The sequence below is a fragment of the Aureimonas sp. CAS genome (assembly GCF_059838215.1).
The window spans coordinates 2,105,496-2,120,562 of sequence record NZ_CM187563.1 but is presented as its reverse complement, the minus strand read 5'-3'; the positions used below and the strand labels follow the sequence as shown (position 1 = coordinate 2,120,562).

Genomic DNA, 15,067 nt, shown 5'->3' with positions numbered 1-15,067 from the left:
TTCGAGGCTCGGGGCGTTTGGCCGCGAGGGCCTCGCGGTACGATCTGGATCTTCGAAATGAACATCTTCGCCGACTTCGAGCAGCGCGTGCGCGCCAGCGTGGAAGCCACTCTGACGGCTCTGGAAAAGCCGGTCGGCGATCTGTCGCGCGTCACCGTCGAGCCGCCGCGGGACGCGAGCCACGGCGATCTGGCAACCAACGCCGCCATGGTGCTCGCCAAGCCGCTGCAGATGAAGCCGCGCGACCTGGCGACCGCGCTCGCCGAGCGGCTGGGCGCCGATCCGGACGTGGAGACCGCCGAGGTCGCCGGACCGGGCTTCGTCAATCTGAAGCTGCGCGACGCCTTCTGGACCCGCCATCTCGGCGCGATCCTTCAAGGTGGACGCGACTACGGGCGCGGCCCCTCGACCGGCCGCAAGGTCAATGTCGAATACGTCTCCGCGAACCCGACCGGGCCGCTCCATGTCGGCCATTGCCGGGGCGCGGTCGTCGGCGACGCGATCGCCAACGTGCTCGCCTTCGCCGGCGAGGACGTGACCAAGGAATACTACATCAACGATGCGGGCGCTCAGATCGGCGTCTTCGCGCGCTCGGCCTATCTGCGCTACCGCGAGGCGCTGGGCGAAGCGATCGGCGAGATTCCGGCGGGCCTCTATCCCGGTGACTATCTGAAGGCCGTCGGCGTCGCGCTGTCGATCCGCTACGGCAAGTCGCTCCTGGAGATGGAGGAGGCCGAGTGGCTTCCGATCGTCTCGAGCTACGGAATCGACGCGATCATGCTGACGATCCGCGACGATCTCGCCGCGCTCGGCATCAAGCACGACGTGTTCTTCTCCGAGAGGACGCTGCACGGCACGGATGGCGGGCGGATCGCGAAGGTGATCGAGGACCTTCGCGAGAAGGGATTCGTCTATCAGGGCACGCTGCCGCCGCCCAAGGGGCAGGTGCCGGAGGACTGGGAGGACCGCGAGCAGACGCTGCTGCGCTCGACCGAGGTCGGCGACGACATCGACCGGCCGCTCTGTAAATCGGACGGCTCCTACACATACTTCGCCGCCGACGTCGCCTATTTCGCCGACAAGCTCGCGCGCGGGTTCGAGGAGATGGTCTTCGTCCTGGGCGCCGACCATGGCGGCTACGTGAAGCGGCTGGAGGCGGTGGCCAAGGCCGTGTCCGGCGGACGCGCGCGCGCCGAGGTCGTCCTCTGCCAGCTCGTGAAGCTCTACCGCGACGGCGAGCCGTTCCGCATGTCCAAGCGGGCGGGCGAGTTCGTGACGCTCAAGGACGTCGTCGACGAGGTCGGCGCGGACGCGGTGCGCTTCATGATGCTCTACCGCAAGAGCGACGCGCCGCTCGACTTCGACTTCGCCAAGGTCACCGAGCAGTCGAAGGACAATCCGGTCTTCTACGTGCAGTACGCCCACGCGCGCGCCTGCTCGATCCGCCGGCAGGCGGAGGGCGAGGGGATCGACGTCTCGGCCCGGGCGGACGCCGAGGCGCTGGCGCTTCTGACGGACGAGGGCGAACTCGGCCTGATCCGCAAGCTTGCGGAGTATCCGCGCGTCGTGAAGGGCGCTGCGGAGGCGAAGGAGCCGCATCGGATCGCCTTCTACCTCTACGACGTGGCCTCGGCTTTCCACGCACAATACAACCGCGGCAAGGACCAGCCGTCTTTACGGTTCGTTAAGGTTGACGAGCCGATACTGACGAGGGCACGTCTCGCCCTGGTCGAGGCGGTCGCCGCCGTCGTGGCGTCGGGACTGTCGCTCGTCGGGGCGTCCGCACCCAGCGAGATGCGGTGACGGAACACGCTTTGACCACGATCCTCGCCTAGCTGCGACGACGTCGAGGCGGCTCCGGTGACGGCCGGGCACGAGGCCACGGCAAGCGGCGGGGGTAGGGGTATGACCGACACGAGGGGCGACGGCTCGGGCTACGGCCACGGCGATCCTTACGCCGATCTGGCGGACATCGTCGGCGGTGGCGAGGACGTCCACAGCGGCCGCCGGCCGAGCGCCGGCTACGATCTGGCGACGCCCGTCGCCGGTCGCTCGGGTTCCCGCAAACCCTTCTACGGCGACGACGAACAGTCTGAGATCGCGGTCATGGGACTGTGCGAGCCGGCGGCTCCGCGCCTGTCCGGCCCGGTCGAGACCGGGGTTCTCGCACCCGAGCGCCATGTTCCAGAGCCCGAGCCTGCCTACGGCGCCGCCGCGCTGGACGATTTCGACGAGCTGATCGCCAGCGAAATGGCGGCTCTAGGGCCGCAGCCGGGCGCCTGGGCGCAGGTTCCGGCCCAGCCCGCCTACGAGGAGGCTTACGAGCCCCGCGCGGCCGAGATCCATTCGGAACACCCTTACGAGCCGCAGGCCGAACCGGCTGCCTATGGCTACGCGCCGGTGCCGCATGATGCCGTCGCGCCGGCCCATGCCGGCTTCCGCGCCCAGACGCCCTGGCAGCGCTCCGTCATCGACGGCAGCCGTCGCAGGCGCGTCCTGTTCTTCGGCGGAGGCGTCGCCGCGGTCGCGCTGGTCGGCCTGTTCGGGGCCTTCGCGGCCAGCGCCTTCATGGGCGGCGGCATCGTCGGCGGCGGCGAGCCGATCCTGATCCGCGCCGACGCCGAGCCGGTGAAGATGGCGCCGGAAGAGCCGGGCGGCCGGGTGATCCCGAACCAGAACAAGGCGGTCTACGAGCGCGTCGCGCGCAACGGGGCCATCGCCGGTCCGCCGGCCCAGGACATGCTCATCAGCGCGGCCGAAGAGCCCATCGACATCTCCTTCGAGGATCAGGTCAGCAATCTGCCCGGCGTGATGGTCGGCGTGGACGAGCTGCCGGTCGAGGGCGAGGTGCAACTGGCGCAGGTCGCGAGTTCGCCCGAGGCCGACGCCGTGTCTTCGATCCTGCAGCCGCACCGCGTGCGCACCTTCGAGGTGCGACCGGACGGCACGCTCGTGCCGCGCGAGGCCGCGGCTGATCCCGCACAGGCGCAGACGCAGGACCCCGTGGAGGCCATCGGCCAGCCGGTCGCGCCCTTCAGCACGGATCTGCCGGCGCCTGCACCGGCGGCGGAAGCGCCCGCCGCACCGGTGGAAGCAGCGCCCGCGCCGGCACCGGCCGAGACGGCTCCGCCCGCGCCGGCCGCCGCTCCCGCGCCGGAGGCCGCTGCGGCCGCGCCGACGCCGACCGTTCCTTCGGACGCCTTCTTCGTCCAGATCTCCTCGCAGCCGTCCGAGGCGCTGGCCCGCGAATCCATGGCGGCTCTGCAAAGCCGTTACGCGGGCGTGATCGGCGGGCGGAGCCTGACCATCCAGCCGGCCGAGATCGAGGGACGCGGCACCTTCTACCGCGTGCGCGTCGTGACCGCATCGAGGGACGAGGCCAACAGCGTTTGCGAACAACTCCAGTCGGCCGGCGGCAGCTGCTTCGTGACGCGCTGACGCTGGGGAGCGCCCTGGCGCTCTCCGGTCTGCCGTTGCCGAGCGCCTATGCCCCGCGCCGCCCCGACGAAAGACTGAGCATGAACACGTGCAAGGCGTGGATCTCCGGCTGCATCGGCCGGACGGTGAACCGCGACGAGCGGCTCTTCTTCGCCGACGAGCGGCCCTTCGGCTTCATCCTCTTCCGCCGCAACATCTCCGAGCCGAACCAGCTCTCCGACCTCGTCGCGGAGCTGAAGGAACTCGGCGGCGGCGACGCGACGCCGATCTTGGTGGATCAGGAGGGCGGGCGCGTGCAGCGTCTGCGGCCGCCGATGGCGCCCAACCGACCGGTCGCCGAGGAGATCGGGCGTCTTTTCCGGCGGGACGAGGAGGCCGGGCTCCGCGCGGCCTTCCTGCAGGGCCGGATCCTCGCCGCCGACATCCTCGCCTACGGCATCAACGCCAATTGCGTACCCTGCCTCGACGCGCCGGTCGAGGGCGCGCATTCGGTGATCGGGGACCGGGCCTATTCGTCCGAGCCGGAGATCGTCGCGCTTCTGGGCCGCGCGGCCGCAAGCGGCACCATGTCGAAGGGCGTGCTTCCGGTGATGAAGCATCTGCCGGGCCACGGGCGCGGCAACGCCGACAGCCATGAGGAACTGCCGGTCGTGACCGCCGCGCGAGGCGAACTGGAGGCGCACGACTGGCCACCCTTCCACGCGCTCCGCGACCTTCCGGCCGCCATGACCGCGCATGTCCTCTACACCGCGCTCGATCCGCAGGCCCCGGCGACGCTATCGCCGCGAATCGTCGAGGAGGTCATCCGGGGCGCGATCGGCTTCGACGGGCTCCTGATGACCGACGACCTGTCGATGAAGGCGCTCAAGGGCGGCTTTACCGACCGCTCGCGGCGCGCCATCGAGGCCGGCTGCGACGTCATCCTCCACTGCAACGGCGACTTCGACGAAATGCAGGCCGTGGCGGCCGGCGTTCCGCCTCTGGAGGGCCGGGCGCTGGAGCGGGCGGATGCGGCCCGGGCCGTGATCACCGCAGGGCGGAGCGACGACGGCGAGACCACGGGGCCGGAACTCGCCGAGGAGTTCGATTCCCTCCTCGCGAAGGTCGCCTGAGCGGCCCGACGCTCCTGCGAACGTGATCCGCGCCGAACGCGAGAGCGCCACGATTGGGTTCTAGGTGAGCCTCTCAGGCGACGTCCGACGGCGCGCGAATGGCGGCGTCTGCCATTGATCCGCCGGGCCTTTCCGTGCTTGACAGGATGGAATGGCGCAAGGGCGCGGGCGGCTTCGCCCGCCGGCCGTTCGCACAAGGGAGTATCGACATGGGTGCCTTCAGTATCTGGCATTGGCTCATCGTCCTGGCGGTGGTTCTGCTTCTCTTCGGCCGCGGCAAGATTCCCGAGCTGATGGGCGACGTCGCCAAGGGCATCAAGAGCTTCAAGAAGGGCATGAGCGACGACGAGCCGCAGACCGCCCAGGAGCGTCGCGCCCTCGAGGATCGCGACACGGACATCGTTGCGCGCGACACGCACGCCGAGAAGACCCGCATCTGATCCCGGCGTCCGGCGTCGGACGCACGGGATCGTTCGACGCGGCGTTCGGACAATGATGGGTTCGGTCCGGGGCGCATGAGCGCGCCCCGATCAAGCGGCCGCCGAGGCGGCTGACAAGGGCGACGACACGAGCATGTTCGAGATCGGCTGGGTTGAACTCCTCGTCATAGCGGTCGTGCTGATCGTCGTGGTGGGGCCGAAGGACCTGCCGGGCATGCTGCGCACCTTCGGGCGCACCACCTCGCAGCTGCGACGCATGGCCGGAGACTTCCGCCGGCAGTTCGACGACGCGCTCCGCGAGGCCGAGCTCGACGAGATCAGGAAGGCGGCGGCCGAGGTCAAGAAGCTCGATCCCACCTCCGACATCCGCAAGGCCATGAACCCGATGAAGGCGGTGGGCGACGAGATTCGCTCCTCGCTGAAGGCGGCGACCTCGGCGCCCGAGCCGAAGGTCGCGGCGAACGATGCGGCGGCCGAGCCGTCCGTTCCGGTCTCCGCTCCGCCGGTCGCGGGCGTGGGTGAGCCGGCTGCGTCCGCCTCGTCATCGAGCGCGGTGAACGCGGCGCCCGCCGCAGAGCCCGCACCCACCGGTCCGCTACCGGACGGGGCCACCAGCGCAACGGCGCGAGGCGCATCGTGAAGACCAAGAAGCCCGTCGTCGACGACATCGAAGCCTCGTCGGCCCCTCTGATCGAGCATCTGATCGAGCTGCGGCGGCGGCTCATCTGGTCGCTCGCCGGGTTCTTCTTGGCCTTCCTCGTCTGCTTCGCCTTCGCCAAGCAGCTCTTCAATCTTCTGGTCGTGCCCTACCAGATCGGCACCGCCTGGGCGGGGCTCGACGCGGCGAATGTCGAGCTCATCTACACCGCGCCGCAGGAGTTCTTCTTCACGCAGGTGAAGATCGCGGCCTTCGGCGGCTTCTTCCTCGCCTTCCCGCTGATCGCCATCCAGATCTACAAGTTCGTCGCGCCGGGCCTCTACCACAACGAGCGCGGCGCCTTCCTGCCGTTCCTGATCGCGACGCCCGTCCTGTTCCTGATCGGGGCGGCGCTCGTCTACTTCTTCTTCACCCCCATGGTGATGTGGTTCTTCCTGTCGATGCAGCAGGCCGGCGGCGGCGGACAGGCGACCATCGCGCTCCTGCCGCGGGTCTCCGAATATCTGTCGCTGATCATGACGCTGATCTTCGCCTTCGGTCTCGTGTTCCAGCTGCCCGTCGTCTCCACGCTGCTCGTGCGCGCCGGCATGGTGAGCGCGGACGGTCTGGCCTCGAAGCGCAAATACGCGATCGTTTCGGCCTTCATCGTCGCCGCGGTGATCACTCCACCCGATCCGCTGTCCCAGATCAGCCTTGCGATCCCGACCATCCTTCTCTACGAGGTCTCGATCATCACGGCCCGGCTGATCGAGAAGAAGCGCGCCGAGCGCTTGGCACAAGCCGAGGCGGCGGCCGAGTGACACGCGTTCTCACCGCTCGGGCCACGAGCTGCGGGATGGTGAAACATGCACGACATCAAGTGGATACGCGAGAACCCGGAAGCGCTGGATGAGGCGCTCGCCAAGCGCGGGGCCGCTGCGGCCTCCGGGCGTATCCTGGCGCTCGACGCCGAACGTCGCGCCCATCTCCAGACCCATCAGGAAGACCAGGCCCGCCGCAACGAGGCCTCGCGGCTCGTCGGGCAGGCCAAGGCCGCCAGGGACGAGGCGCGCGCGGTCGCGCTGATCGCCGAGGTCGCCGAGCTGAAGGCCCGGATTCAGGCCGGCGAGGAGACCGAGCGCCGCATCGACGGCGAGATCGCCGCGATCCTCTCCAGCCTGCCGAACGTGACGCTGCCGGACGTGCCGACCGGCATGGACGAGGCCGACAATGTCGAGATCCGCCGCGTCGGAGAGAAGCCGAGCTTCGACTTCGCGCCGAAGGAGCATTTCGATCTCGGCGAGGCGCTGGGGCTCATGGAGTTCGAGCGGGCGGCGAAGATCTCCGGCTCGCGCTTCACCATCCTTCGCGGCGAGCTGGCGCGGATGGAGCGCGCGCTGGGGCAGCTCATGCTCGACATCCACACCCGCGAGTTCGGCTACGAGGAGGTCTCGCCGCCGCTTCTGGTGCGCGACGACGCGCTGTTCGGAACGGGTCAGCTGCCGAAATTCGCCGAGGACCTGTTCAAGGCGGGGGAGGAGCACTGGCTGATCCCGACCGCCGAGGTGCCGCTGACCAATCTCGTGCGCGAGGACATCCTCGACGGCGGGACGTTGCCGCTCCGCTTCGCCGCTTTGACGCACTGCTTCCGCTCGGAGGCCGGCTCGGCCGGTCGCGACACGCGCGGCATGCTGCGCCAGCACCAGTTCCAGAAGTGCGAGCTCGTCTCCATCACGACGCCGGAGGCTTCCATCGAGGAGCACGAGCGCATGACGGCGGCGGCCGAGGAGGTGCTGAAGCGGCTCGGGCTGCATTACCGCGTCGTCGTGCTCTGCACCGGCGACATCGGCTTCTCGGCGCAGAAGACCTACGACATCGAGGTGTGGCTGCCGGGGCAGGACACGTTCCGCGAAATCTCGTCCTGCTCGGTCTGCGGCGACTTCCAGGCGCGGCGCATGAATGCGCGCTTCCGCCCCGAGGGTGAGAAGCAGCCCCGCTTCGTTCACACGCTGAACGGCTCGGGCACGGCCGTCGGGCGCGCGCTGATCGCGGTCATGGAGAACTATCAGCAGGAGGACGGCTCGATCACGGTTCCCGAGGTGCTGCGGCCCTATATGGGCGGGCTGGACCGGATCGGAGGCCGAACGAACTGATGCGCATTCTCCTGACGAACGACGACGGCATCCATGCCGAAGGCCTCGCCGCGCTCGCGCGCATCGCGGCGCAGCTCTCGGACGACGTCTGGATCGTCGCGCCCGAGACCGACCAGAGCGGCCTGTCGCATTCGCTGACGCTGTCGCATCCCCTTCGACTGCGCCAGATCGAGGAGCAGCGCTTCGCGCTGACGGGAACGCCGACCGACTGCGTGATCATGGCGCTGAAGAAGGTGATGCCCGGGCCGCCGGACCTCGTCCTGTCCGGCGTGAACTCGGGCGCCAACATCTGCGACGACGTCTCCTATTCCGGAACCGTCGCGGGTGCGATCGAAGGCACCATGCTCGGCCTGCGCTCCATGGCGCTGAGCCAGGCCTATCTTCCGAACACCAACCGCCAGGTGAACTGGGCGACCGCCGAGCGCCATGCGCCGAAGGTGATCGAGAGGCTCTTGACCGTGGAGGCTCCGGTCTCGACCCTCTTCAACATCAACTTCCCGGCGGTCGCCCCGGAGGCGGTCGAGGGTGTCGAGGTCACGCGCCAGGGCAAGCTCGAATACGCGCTCGGCGTCGAGGAGCGGAAGGACGGGCGCGGCTTCCCGTATTTCTGGCTGAAGTTCGGGCGCCAGGCGGGCGAGGAGATGGAGCGCTCCGACATCGGCGCGCTCGGACGCGGACGCATTTCCGTGACGCCGCTCCAGCTCGACCTGACCGACCACGCCCTGCGCACCAGCATGGACGGCCTGTTTGCCTGAGACGCCTTCGAGGGACGCAGAGCGCGACCGGGAGGAGCTTGCCGCGCTCTTCCTGCGCCTGCGCTCGCGCGAGAGCCTGCCGGTCAAGCTGATGGAAGCCGTCGAGGCACTGCCGCGACGAGTCTTCTTCCCCGACATCACCCGCGATCTCTACGCCGACCAGACGCTGCCCATCCCCTGCGGGGAGACCGCCGATTCGGTGGCGAACGTCATGCGCGCCATCGCCGCGCTGAAGGTCCAGCCGGACAGCCGCATCCTCGAGGTCGGAACGGGGAGCGGTTACGTGACCGCGCTCCTCGCCCGGCTCGGTGCGCGCGTGACCTCGCTGGAGCGCTATCGCACGCTGAAGGACGCGGCGGCCGAGCGGCTGAAGCGTCTGGGCCTCACCAACGTCACGCTGCATCTGGAAGACGGGCGCGAGGGGTTTCGCGAGAACGCGCCCTACGACCGTATCATCCTGCACGGCGCGGTGGAGGAGACGCCGCGCGCGTTCCTGGAGCAGATGGCCTCTCCGGGCATCCTCTTGACCGCGATCGGGCCCTCCGTCGGAGAGCAGATTCTGACCCGTCACCACAAGGCGGGCAGCCGCTTCGAGGTCGAACCGTTGCACAAGGTCCGCACGCAAGCGCTGAAACCCGGAATTGCGCTCGTTCTCTAACAAAATCGCCTCATCCGGCCGTCCGCTTAACCGCCGGGTAAGATTAACAATGTTCACTGGAGCGAAGTTCGTATCCGGGGGGCGTTGTCGTCGATGGCCAGGGGCATCCACAAACTCATGAAGAACGCTTCCGCGCGCTCGGCCGCCGCGATCGTGATGGCGCTGGCGGCAGCCGGCTGCTCCAGCGACGTGACGCGGCTCACCGACAATTTCTACAGCGGCGCCGTGCCGCAGTCCTCGCAGACGCTGCCGCCGCTGCAGAGCGCGCAGGCCGGGCAGGGCACGCCGGTCGATTCGACCTCGACGGGCTCGATCGGCCAGACCTTCCCAGCGGCGACCGGCTCCGTCGAGCGCTCGCAGCTGCCGCCGCCCTCGCAGGCCGCCTACCAGCCGTCCGTCCAGCCGGGCGTGAACGGGCAGGCGGACATGCAGCCGATGACGGCGTCTGCTCCCCCGCAGGCCGCCCCGTCGACGCAGACCGCGGGCTCCGTGCCCCAGCAGCGCCCCGCCACCGCGCCGGTGCAGACCGCCAGCGCGCCCGCGCCCGTGCAGCCCGCCCCGCAGCAGACGGCCGCCGCTTCGAACGGCCGCACCGTCACCGTCCAGTCGGGCGATTCGCTGAACGCCATCGCGCGCCGCACCGGCGTCAGCGTCGCGGACCTTCGCGCGGCGAACGGGCTTGCCACCGACAACATCCGTATTGGCCAGACGCTGAACCTGCCGGGCAATTCGCAGAACACGCAGGTCGCGGCCCTCGGCTCGCCGCCCTCCACGCTGCAGGCTCAGGCGGCGGCGACGCCCGCTCCGGCGCCGGCTCAGCCGGCTGCTGCGCAACCCGCACCTGCGCCCGCCGCTCCGGCTCCGGCGGCTCCAGCAGCGACGCCTGCCGCTTCGGCTCCGGCACCCGCCGCGTCGGCACCGGCTGCATCCTCCACGGTCGAGGCGCAGTCGCAGGTCGCTGCCGTGGCGCCGGCCTCGAGCGGCATCAGCCAGTTCCGCTGGCCGGTGCAGGGCCGCGTCGTGCGCGGCTTCGGCGACCGCAACGGCTCGCGCCGCTCCGACGGCCTCGACATTTCCGTGCCGCAGGGCTCGCCGGTGAAGGCGGCCGAGAACGGCGTCGTGATCTACGCGGGCGAAGGCCTGAAGGAGTTCGGCAAGACCGTCCTCATCCGTCACGACAACGGACTCGTCACGGTCTACGGCCATGCCGACGAGATCCTCGTCGAGCGCGGCGCGACGGTTCGGCGCGGCCAGGACATCGCCAAGGCGGGTATGACCGGCGACACGGACGTGCCCATGCTGCACTTCGAGGTTCGCAAGGACTCGACCCCGGTCGATCCGACCCAGTTCCTGGGAAGCTGACTGGACAAATCATCGAACAGGCGGGGGACCGCTTGCGAGGGCCGGTGCCGGGGGGCGCCGGCCCTTTTTCTTTTTCAGCCGATGCGCCGGCCCTTCGAGGCGGCGAAGTCCTGGACGAACTGGAAGGCGACGCGGCCCGAGCGGCTGCCGCGCGTCGTCGCCCACTCCAGAGCCTTGGCCCGGACCTCGTCCGGATCGGCCTCGACCGCGAAGGCGTCGAGATAGCGCGAGACCATGGTCAGATAGTCGTCCTGGGAGCAGGCGTGGAAGCCGAGCCAGAGACCGAAGCGGTCCGACAGGGACACCTTCTCCTCCACCGCCTCGCCGGGGCTGATCGCGGTCGCCCGCTCGTTCTCCATCATGTCGCGCGGCAGGAGGTGACGCCGGTTGGAGGTGGCGTAGAAGAGAACGTTCGACGGTCGCCCCTCGACGCCGCCTTCCAGCGCCGCCTTTAGCGACTTGTACGACGTGTCGTCGTGATCGAAGGAGAGGTCGTCGCAGAAGATCAGGACGGGCACGCCCGCCGCACGCAGGTGCACCATGAGGCCGGGGAGATGGTCGATGTCCTCGCGGTGCACCTCGATCAGCTTCAACGGCGTCTGCGGCGTCGAGACCGCTGCCTGGACCGCCTTCACCAGCGAGGACTTGCCCATGCCGCGCGCACCCCAGAGGAGCGCGTTGTTCGCGGGCAGGCCGGCGGCGAAGCGGCGCGTGTTCTCCAGAAGGATGTCGCGCGCCCTGTCGATCCCGGCGAGGAGCTCGATCGGAACCCGCGCGACCTTCGGGACGGGACGCAGCCCCATCGGCGGCTCGAAGACGAAGCAGTCCGCGAGGGAGAGGTCGGGCGCCGTTTCGGGGGGAGGGGCCGCGCGCTCCAGCGCCGAGGCGATCCGCTCCAGCGTCCCCAACAGCTCGTCCCATCGTTCCATGCTCGGCCTCCCGGTGCTCGCGCGAGGCGCCCGAGGCCGCGTCCCGCGAAATGTTGCATTCGGGGGGACCGTTCGTATATTGCGCGCGACTCGTAAAGCCCCGGCGAAACCGCCCATGGGCGCATCATTCCCCGAGGAGAGATCATGTTCGTGACGCCGGCCTACGCGCAGACTGCAGCTGGAGGGGGCGCGGAGAGCATTCTGATCTCGATCCTTCCTTTCGTCGCCGTCTTCGCGATCATGTACTTCCTCATCATCCGGCCGCAGCGCCGCGCGATGAAGACCCGCGAGGAGATGCTGAAGAACATCCGTCGCGGCGACACGGTCGTCACCGGCGGCGGCATCATCGCGAAGGTGACCAAGGTCATGGACAATGGCGAGCTCGAAGTTCAGATCTCCGAGCAGGTCAAGGTCCGCGTGCTCCAGTCCATGGTGGCGGACGTCCGCGTGAAGGGCGAACCGCAGGCCGCCAACACGAAATAGCCGCAACCTTCGAGAAAGGTTGAGACATCGGCCGATCCGCATCGCGGGTCGGCCTCATTGCCGTTTTCACGATTGTCCGGGGGATGGCGTTTCCCGGCGCCGTGACCGTTCATCGGGCCGATCATGCTGCACTTTCCGCGTTGGAAGACGATTACGATCCTTCTGGTCGTGGCGCTCGGCATTCTAGCCGCGCTGCCGAACGTCCTGACGCAGAGCCAGCGTGACGCGCTGCCGCACTTCTTCCCGACGAACCCGATGACGCTCGGGCTCGACCTGCAGGGCGGCTCCTACATCCTGCTCGAAGTCGACCGGAACTCGCTGATCAACGACCGGCTGCAGTCGGCGCGCGACGAGGTCCGCCTCGCCATGCGCAACGCCGGCATCGCCTATTCGGGCCTTGCCGAGAGCGGCCAGCTCGTCGATTTCCGCCTCCGCGACCCGTCGCAGGCTCAGGCGGCGCGCACCGCGCTCCAGCCGCTGCTCGACCCGATCTCCTCGGGCATGCTCACCGGCGGGACGGTCACCGAATTCCAGCTCGCCGAGCCCCAGCCGGGCGTCTTCCGCCTGTCGCTGACGGACCAAGGCATCGACTACCGCCTCTCGACCGCCGTCTCGCAGTCGATCGAGGTGGTGCGCCGCCGCGTCGACGAGGTCGGCACGACGGAGCCGATCATCCAGCGCCAGGGCCTCGACCGCATCATGGTGCAGGTGCCGGGTCTGGACGATCCCGACCGGCTGAAGTCGCTGCTCGACCAGACCGCGCAGCTGACCTTCCGCCTCGTCGACCAGACCGTTTCGCCGGACGCCGTGGCGAGCGGGCAGGAGCGTGCGCCGGCAGGCACGGAGCTGCTCTACACGACCGACGAGCCGCCGTTCCCGATCCTCGTCCAGCGTCAGGTGATGGTGTCCGGCGAAATGCTGACCGACGCGCAGGCGGGGTTCAGCCAGAACAACCAGCCGGTGGTGAACATCCGCTTCGATTCGCGCGGCGCCCAGCGCTTCGGCGCGGTCACGCAGCAGAACGTGAACCGGCCCTTCGCCATCGTCCTCGACAACCAGGTGCTCTCTGCGCCGAACATCAACGAGCCGATCCTCGGCGGTTCGGCACAGATCTCCGGCAATTTCACCACCGACAGCGCGAACGACCTCGCCGTTCTCCTTCGGGCGGGCGCGCTCCCGGCGACGCTGAACATCATCGAAGAGCGCACGGTCGGGCCGGGCCTCGGCGCGGACTCCATCGCCGCCGGCCAGAACGCGGGCATCATCGCCGCGATCCTCGTCGTCGTCTTCATGATCGCGGCCTACGGGTTCCTCGGCCTGATCGCCAACGTCGCGCTCGTCGTGAACGTCGTCCTTCTCGTGGCGCTCCTGTCCTTCCTCGGCGCGACGCTGACGCTTCCGGGCATCGCGGGCATCGTCCTGACCATGGGCATGGCGGTCGATTCCAACGTCCTCATCTACGAGCGGATGCTGGAGGAACGGCGCGCCGGGCGATCCGCGCTCCAGTCGATCGACGCCGGGTTCCAGAAGGCGTTCGGCACGATCATCGACGCGAACATCACGTCGCTGATCGCGGCGGCCATCCTGTTCTTCCTCGGTTCGGGCCCGATCCGCGGCTTCGCCGTGACCTTCGCGCTCGGCATCCTGACGACGCTTTTCACGGCGACGACGCTGACGCGTTGGCTGGTCGCCATGTGGGTCAAGCGGTCCAAGCCGAAGGAAGTGCCCATCGGCTATGCGACCAAGTTCCTGCCGAACACGCCGAAGATCCGCTTCATGGCGGTCCGCAACTTCGCCTTCGCCGCCACGATCCTGGCCTCGATCGGCTCGGTCGCGGGCTTCGGCCTCTTCAGCCTGAACTACGGCATCGACTTCACCGGCGGCACGGTGATCGAGGCGCAGGCGCGCGGCGAAGCGGCGGATGTCGGGCAGATCCGGCAGGATCTGTCCGGGATCGTCGAGGGCGAGGTCCAGGTCCAGGAGTTCGGCGGACCGCGCGAGGTTCTGATCCGCTACGCCGTTCAGCCGATGGATCTGGAGACGCCGCAGGCGAGCACGAACACGGTGCGTGCGGCGCTCAGCGCGGACTACGATTTCCAGCGCGTCGAAGTGGTCGGCCCGACCGTGTCGGGCGAGCTCGCCGCCGCCGCCATTCTCGGCGTGATCGGAGCCATGCTCTGCATCATGGTCTATATCTGGCTGCGCTTCGAATGGCAGTTCGCCATCGGCGCGATCGCCTCGACCTTCCACGACATCATCCTGATGGTCGGCTTCCTCGTCATAACGCGGCTGGAGTTTAATCTCTCCTCGATCGCGGCGATCCTGACCATCGTCGGCTATTCGCTGAACGACACGATCGTCGTCTACGACCGCATGCGCGAGAACTTGCGCAAGTACAAGAAGATGCCGATCGCCGAGGTGATCGACCTCTCGCTGAACGAGACGCTGCGCCGCACGATCCTGACCGGCGTCACCATGATGCTGGCGCTGGTCGCGCTCTACTTCTTCGGCGGCGACGTCATCCGCGTCTTCGTCCTGCCGATGATCGTGGGCGTTCTCGTCGGCGTCTACTCGTCGGTCTTCATCGCCGGGCCGATGCTGATCTTCTTCCAGCTTCGCAAGGTGAACGCGAAGGGGGAGGTGATCGAGGACGAGGAGCCGACGCCTCCGGGCGTCGCCTCCGCGAACCGCAGCTGATGTCGGATCCGATCGACCCGAGGGTGCGCGACGCCCATTATCCGCGACGCGCACCGATCGACTCCTACGGCAATGGCGGCTTCCGCTTCGCCGACATGTCGCATCGCGGCTCGCTCCTCTGCCTGCCGTCCGGCATCTACGGCTGGGCGGCCACGCTCGATGCGCCGTTCTCGGGCGATCGGCTCCAGATCGCCTTCGACGAGGCGGAGACGGAGCTGCGCTTCATGCTGTTCGGCACGGGCACGGACATCCGCCGCCTGCCCACACCGCTCCTGGACCGGTTCCGCAAGGCCGGCATCTCCTGCGACGCCATGTCGACGGGGGCGGCGGCGCGGACCTACAACATCATGCTCGCCGAAGGGCGGCCGGTCGGAGCGGCGCTCGTCGCCGTCGACTGAGGACC

14 protein-coding genes are annotated in these 15,067 nt (G+C 68.8%); 13 read left to right on the top strand and 1 reads right to left on the bottom strand.

Going from position 1 to position 15,067, the window contains the following annotated elements; translation table 11 throughout:
* Positions 1 to 57: 57 nt before the first annotated feature.
* From argS to AC6R2M_RS10200, 10 genes are all read left to right on the top strand, one after another.
* Positions 58 to 1,803, top strand: a complete 1,746-nt coding sequence (gene argS, locus AC6R2M_RS10245; RefSeq protein ID WP_500481783.1) for an arginine--tRNA ligase — start codon at positions 58 to 60, stop codon at positions 1,801 to 1,803.
* A 102-nt stretch (positions 1,804 to 1,905) separates the two neighbouring features.
* Positions 1,906 to 3,438 carry an SPOR domain-containing protein gene (locus AC6R2M_RS10240; protein WP_500481781.1) on the top strand — a complete coding sequence of 511 codons (1,533 nt, stop codon included), beginning with the start codon at positions 1,906 to 1,908 and terminating at the stop codon, positions 3,436 to 3,438.
* Between the two features lie 80 nt (positions 3,439 to 3,518).
* Complete coding sequence (gene nagZ / locus AC6R2M_RS10235; protein ID WP_500481779.1) at positions 3,519 to 4,550, top strand: beta-N-acetylhexosaminidase; 1,032 nt, start codon at positions 3,519 to 3,521, stop codon at positions 4,548 to 4,550.
* 209 nt (positions 4,551 to 4,759) lie between these two features.
* Positions 4,760 to 4,990, top strand: coding sequence for a twin-arginine translocase TatA/TatE family subunit (locus AC6R2M_RS10230; RefSeq protein WP_500481777.1), 231 nt, complete (start codon positions 4,760 to 4,762; stop codon positions 4,988 to 4,990).
* 133 nt (positions 4,991 to 5,123) lie between these two features.
* Positions 5,124 to 5,630, top strand: coding sequence for a Sec-independent protein translocase protein TatB (gene tatB / locus AC6R2M_RS10225; RefSeq protein ID WP_500481775.1), 507 nt, complete (start codon positions 5,124 to 5,126; stop codon positions 5,628 to 5,630).
* On the top strand, positions 5,627 to 6,448 hold the full coding sequence (tatC, locus tag AC6R2M_RS10220) for a twin-arginine translocase subunit TatC (RefSeq protein ID WP_500481773.1): 822 nt from the start codon (positions 5,627 to 5,629) through the stop codon (positions 6,446 to 6,448). Before tatB ends, tatC begins: the two co-directional genes overlap by 4 nt.
* A gap of 45 nt (positions 6,449 to 6,493) precedes the next feature.
* Positions 6,494 to 7,780 carry a serine--tRNA ligase gene (gene serS, locus AC6R2M_RS10215; protein ID WP_500481771.1) on the top strand — a complete coding sequence of 429 codons (1,287 nt, stop codon included), beginning with the start codon at positions 6,494 to 6,496 and terminating at the stop codon, positions 7,778 to 7,780.
* Positions 7,780 to 8,535, top strand: coding sequence for a 5'/3'-nucleotidase SurE (gene surE / locus AC6R2M_RS10210; protein WP_500481769.1), 756 nt, complete (start codon positions 7,780 to 7,782; stop codon positions 8,533 to 8,535). Before serS ends, surE begins: the two co-directional genes overlap by 1 nt.
* Positions 8,528 to 9,193, top strand: a complete 666-nt coding sequence (locus tag AC6R2M_RS10205) for a protein-L-isoaspartate(D-aspartate) O-methyltransferase (protein WP_500481767.1) — start codon at positions 8,528 to 8,530, stop codon at positions 9,191 to 9,193. The genes surE and AC6R2M_RS10205 overlap by 8 nt, the downstream gene beginning before the upstream one ends.
* Positions 9,194 to 9,310: 117 nt before the next feature.
* Positions 9,311 to 10,555 (top strand): peptidoglycan DD-metalloendopeptidase family protein, encoded by a 1,245-nt coding sequence (locus AC6R2M_RS10200; protein WP_500481765.1) that lies wholly within the window; start codon positions 9,311 to 9,313, stop codon positions 10,553 to 10,555.
* Positions 10,556 to 10,629: 74 nt separating this feature from the next.
* Here AC6R2M_RS10200 and AC6R2M_RS10195 read toward each other — a convergent pair whose 3' ends face one another.
* Positions 10,630 to 11,484, bottom strand: a complete 855-nt coding sequence (locus AC6R2M_RS10195; RefSeq protein ID WP_500481763.1) for an ATP-binding protein — start codon at positions 11,482 to 11,484, stop codon at positions 10,630 to 10,632.
* A 144-nt stretch (positions 11,485 to 11,628) separates the two neighbouring features.
* On the opposite strand from AC6R2M_RS10195, the gene yajC reads away from it, so the two are divergent.
* From yajC to AC6R2M_RS10180, 3 genes are all read left to right on the top strand, one after another.
* A complete protein-coding gene (yajC, locus tag AC6R2M_RS10190) occupies positions 11,629 to 11,967 on the top strand; it encodes a preprotein translocase subunit YajC (RefSeq protein ID WP_500481761.1) in 339 nt (112 codons plus the stop codon).
* A gap of 123 nt (positions 11,968 to 12,090) precedes the next feature.
* Positions 12,091 to 14,664 (top strand): protein translocase subunit SecD, encoded by a 2,574-nt coding sequence (gene secD, locus AC6R2M_RS10185; protein ID WP_500481759.1) that lies wholly within the window; start codon positions 12,091 to 12,093, stop codon positions 14,662 to 14,664.
* Positions 14,664 to 15,062, top strand: coding sequence for an Mth938-like domain-containing protein (locus tag AC6R2M_RS10180; protein ID WP_500481757.1), 399 nt, complete (start codon positions 14,664 to 14,666; stop codon positions 15,060 to 15,062). Before secD ends, AC6R2M_RS10180 begins: the two co-directional genes overlap by 1 nt.
* Positions 15,063 to 15,067: the final 5 nt, after the last annotated feature.

Bases quoted from the DNA above. Each gene is read 5' to 3' on its own strand.
- argS (WP_500481783.1), top strand. From the start codon at position 58: ATGAACATCTTCGCCGACTTCGAGCAGCGCGTGCGCGCCAGCGTGGAA.
- AC6R2M_RS10240 (WP_500481781.1), top strand. From the start codon at position 1,906: ATGACCGACACGAGGGGCGACGGCTCGGGCTACGGCCACGGCGATCCT.
- nagZ (WP_500481779.1), top strand. From the start codon at position 3,519: ATGAACACGTGCAAGGCGTGGATCTCCGGCTGCATCGGCCGGACGGTG.
- AC6R2M_RS10230 (WP_500481777.1), top strand. From the start codon at position 4,760: ATGGGTGCCTTCAGTATCTGGCATTGGCTCATCGTCCTGGCGGTGGTT.
- tatB (WP_500481775.1), top strand. From the start codon at position 5,124: ATGTTCGAGATCGGCTGGGTTGAACTCCTCGTCATAGCGGTCGTGCTG.
- serS (WP_500481771.1), top strand. From the start codon at position 6,494: ATGCACGACATCAAGTGGATACGCGAGAACCCGGAAGCGCTGGATGAG.
- surE (WP_500481769.1), top strand. From the start codon at position 7,780: ATGCGCATTCTCCTGACGAACGACGACGGCATCCATGCCGAAGGCCTC.
- AC6R2M_RS10200 (WP_500481765.1), top strand. From the start codon at position 9,311: ATGAAGAACGCTTCCGCGCGCTCGGCCGCCGCGATCGTGATGGCGCTG.
- AC6R2M_RS10195 (WP_500481763.1), bottom strand. From the start codon at position 11,484: ATGGAACGATGGGACGAGCTGTTGGGGACGCTGGAGCGGATCGCCTCG.
- yajC (WP_500481761.1), top strand. From the start codon at position 11,629: ATGTTCGTGACGCCGGCCTACGCGCAGACTGCAGCTGGAGGGGGCGCG.
- secD (WP_500481759.1), top strand. From the start codon at position 12,091: ATGCTGCACTTTCCGCGTTGGAAGACGATTACGATCCTTCTGGTCGTG.
- AC6R2M_RS10180 (WP_500481757.1), top strand. From the start codon at position 14,664: ATGTCGGATCCGATCGACCCGAGGGTGCGCGACGCCCATTATCCGCGA.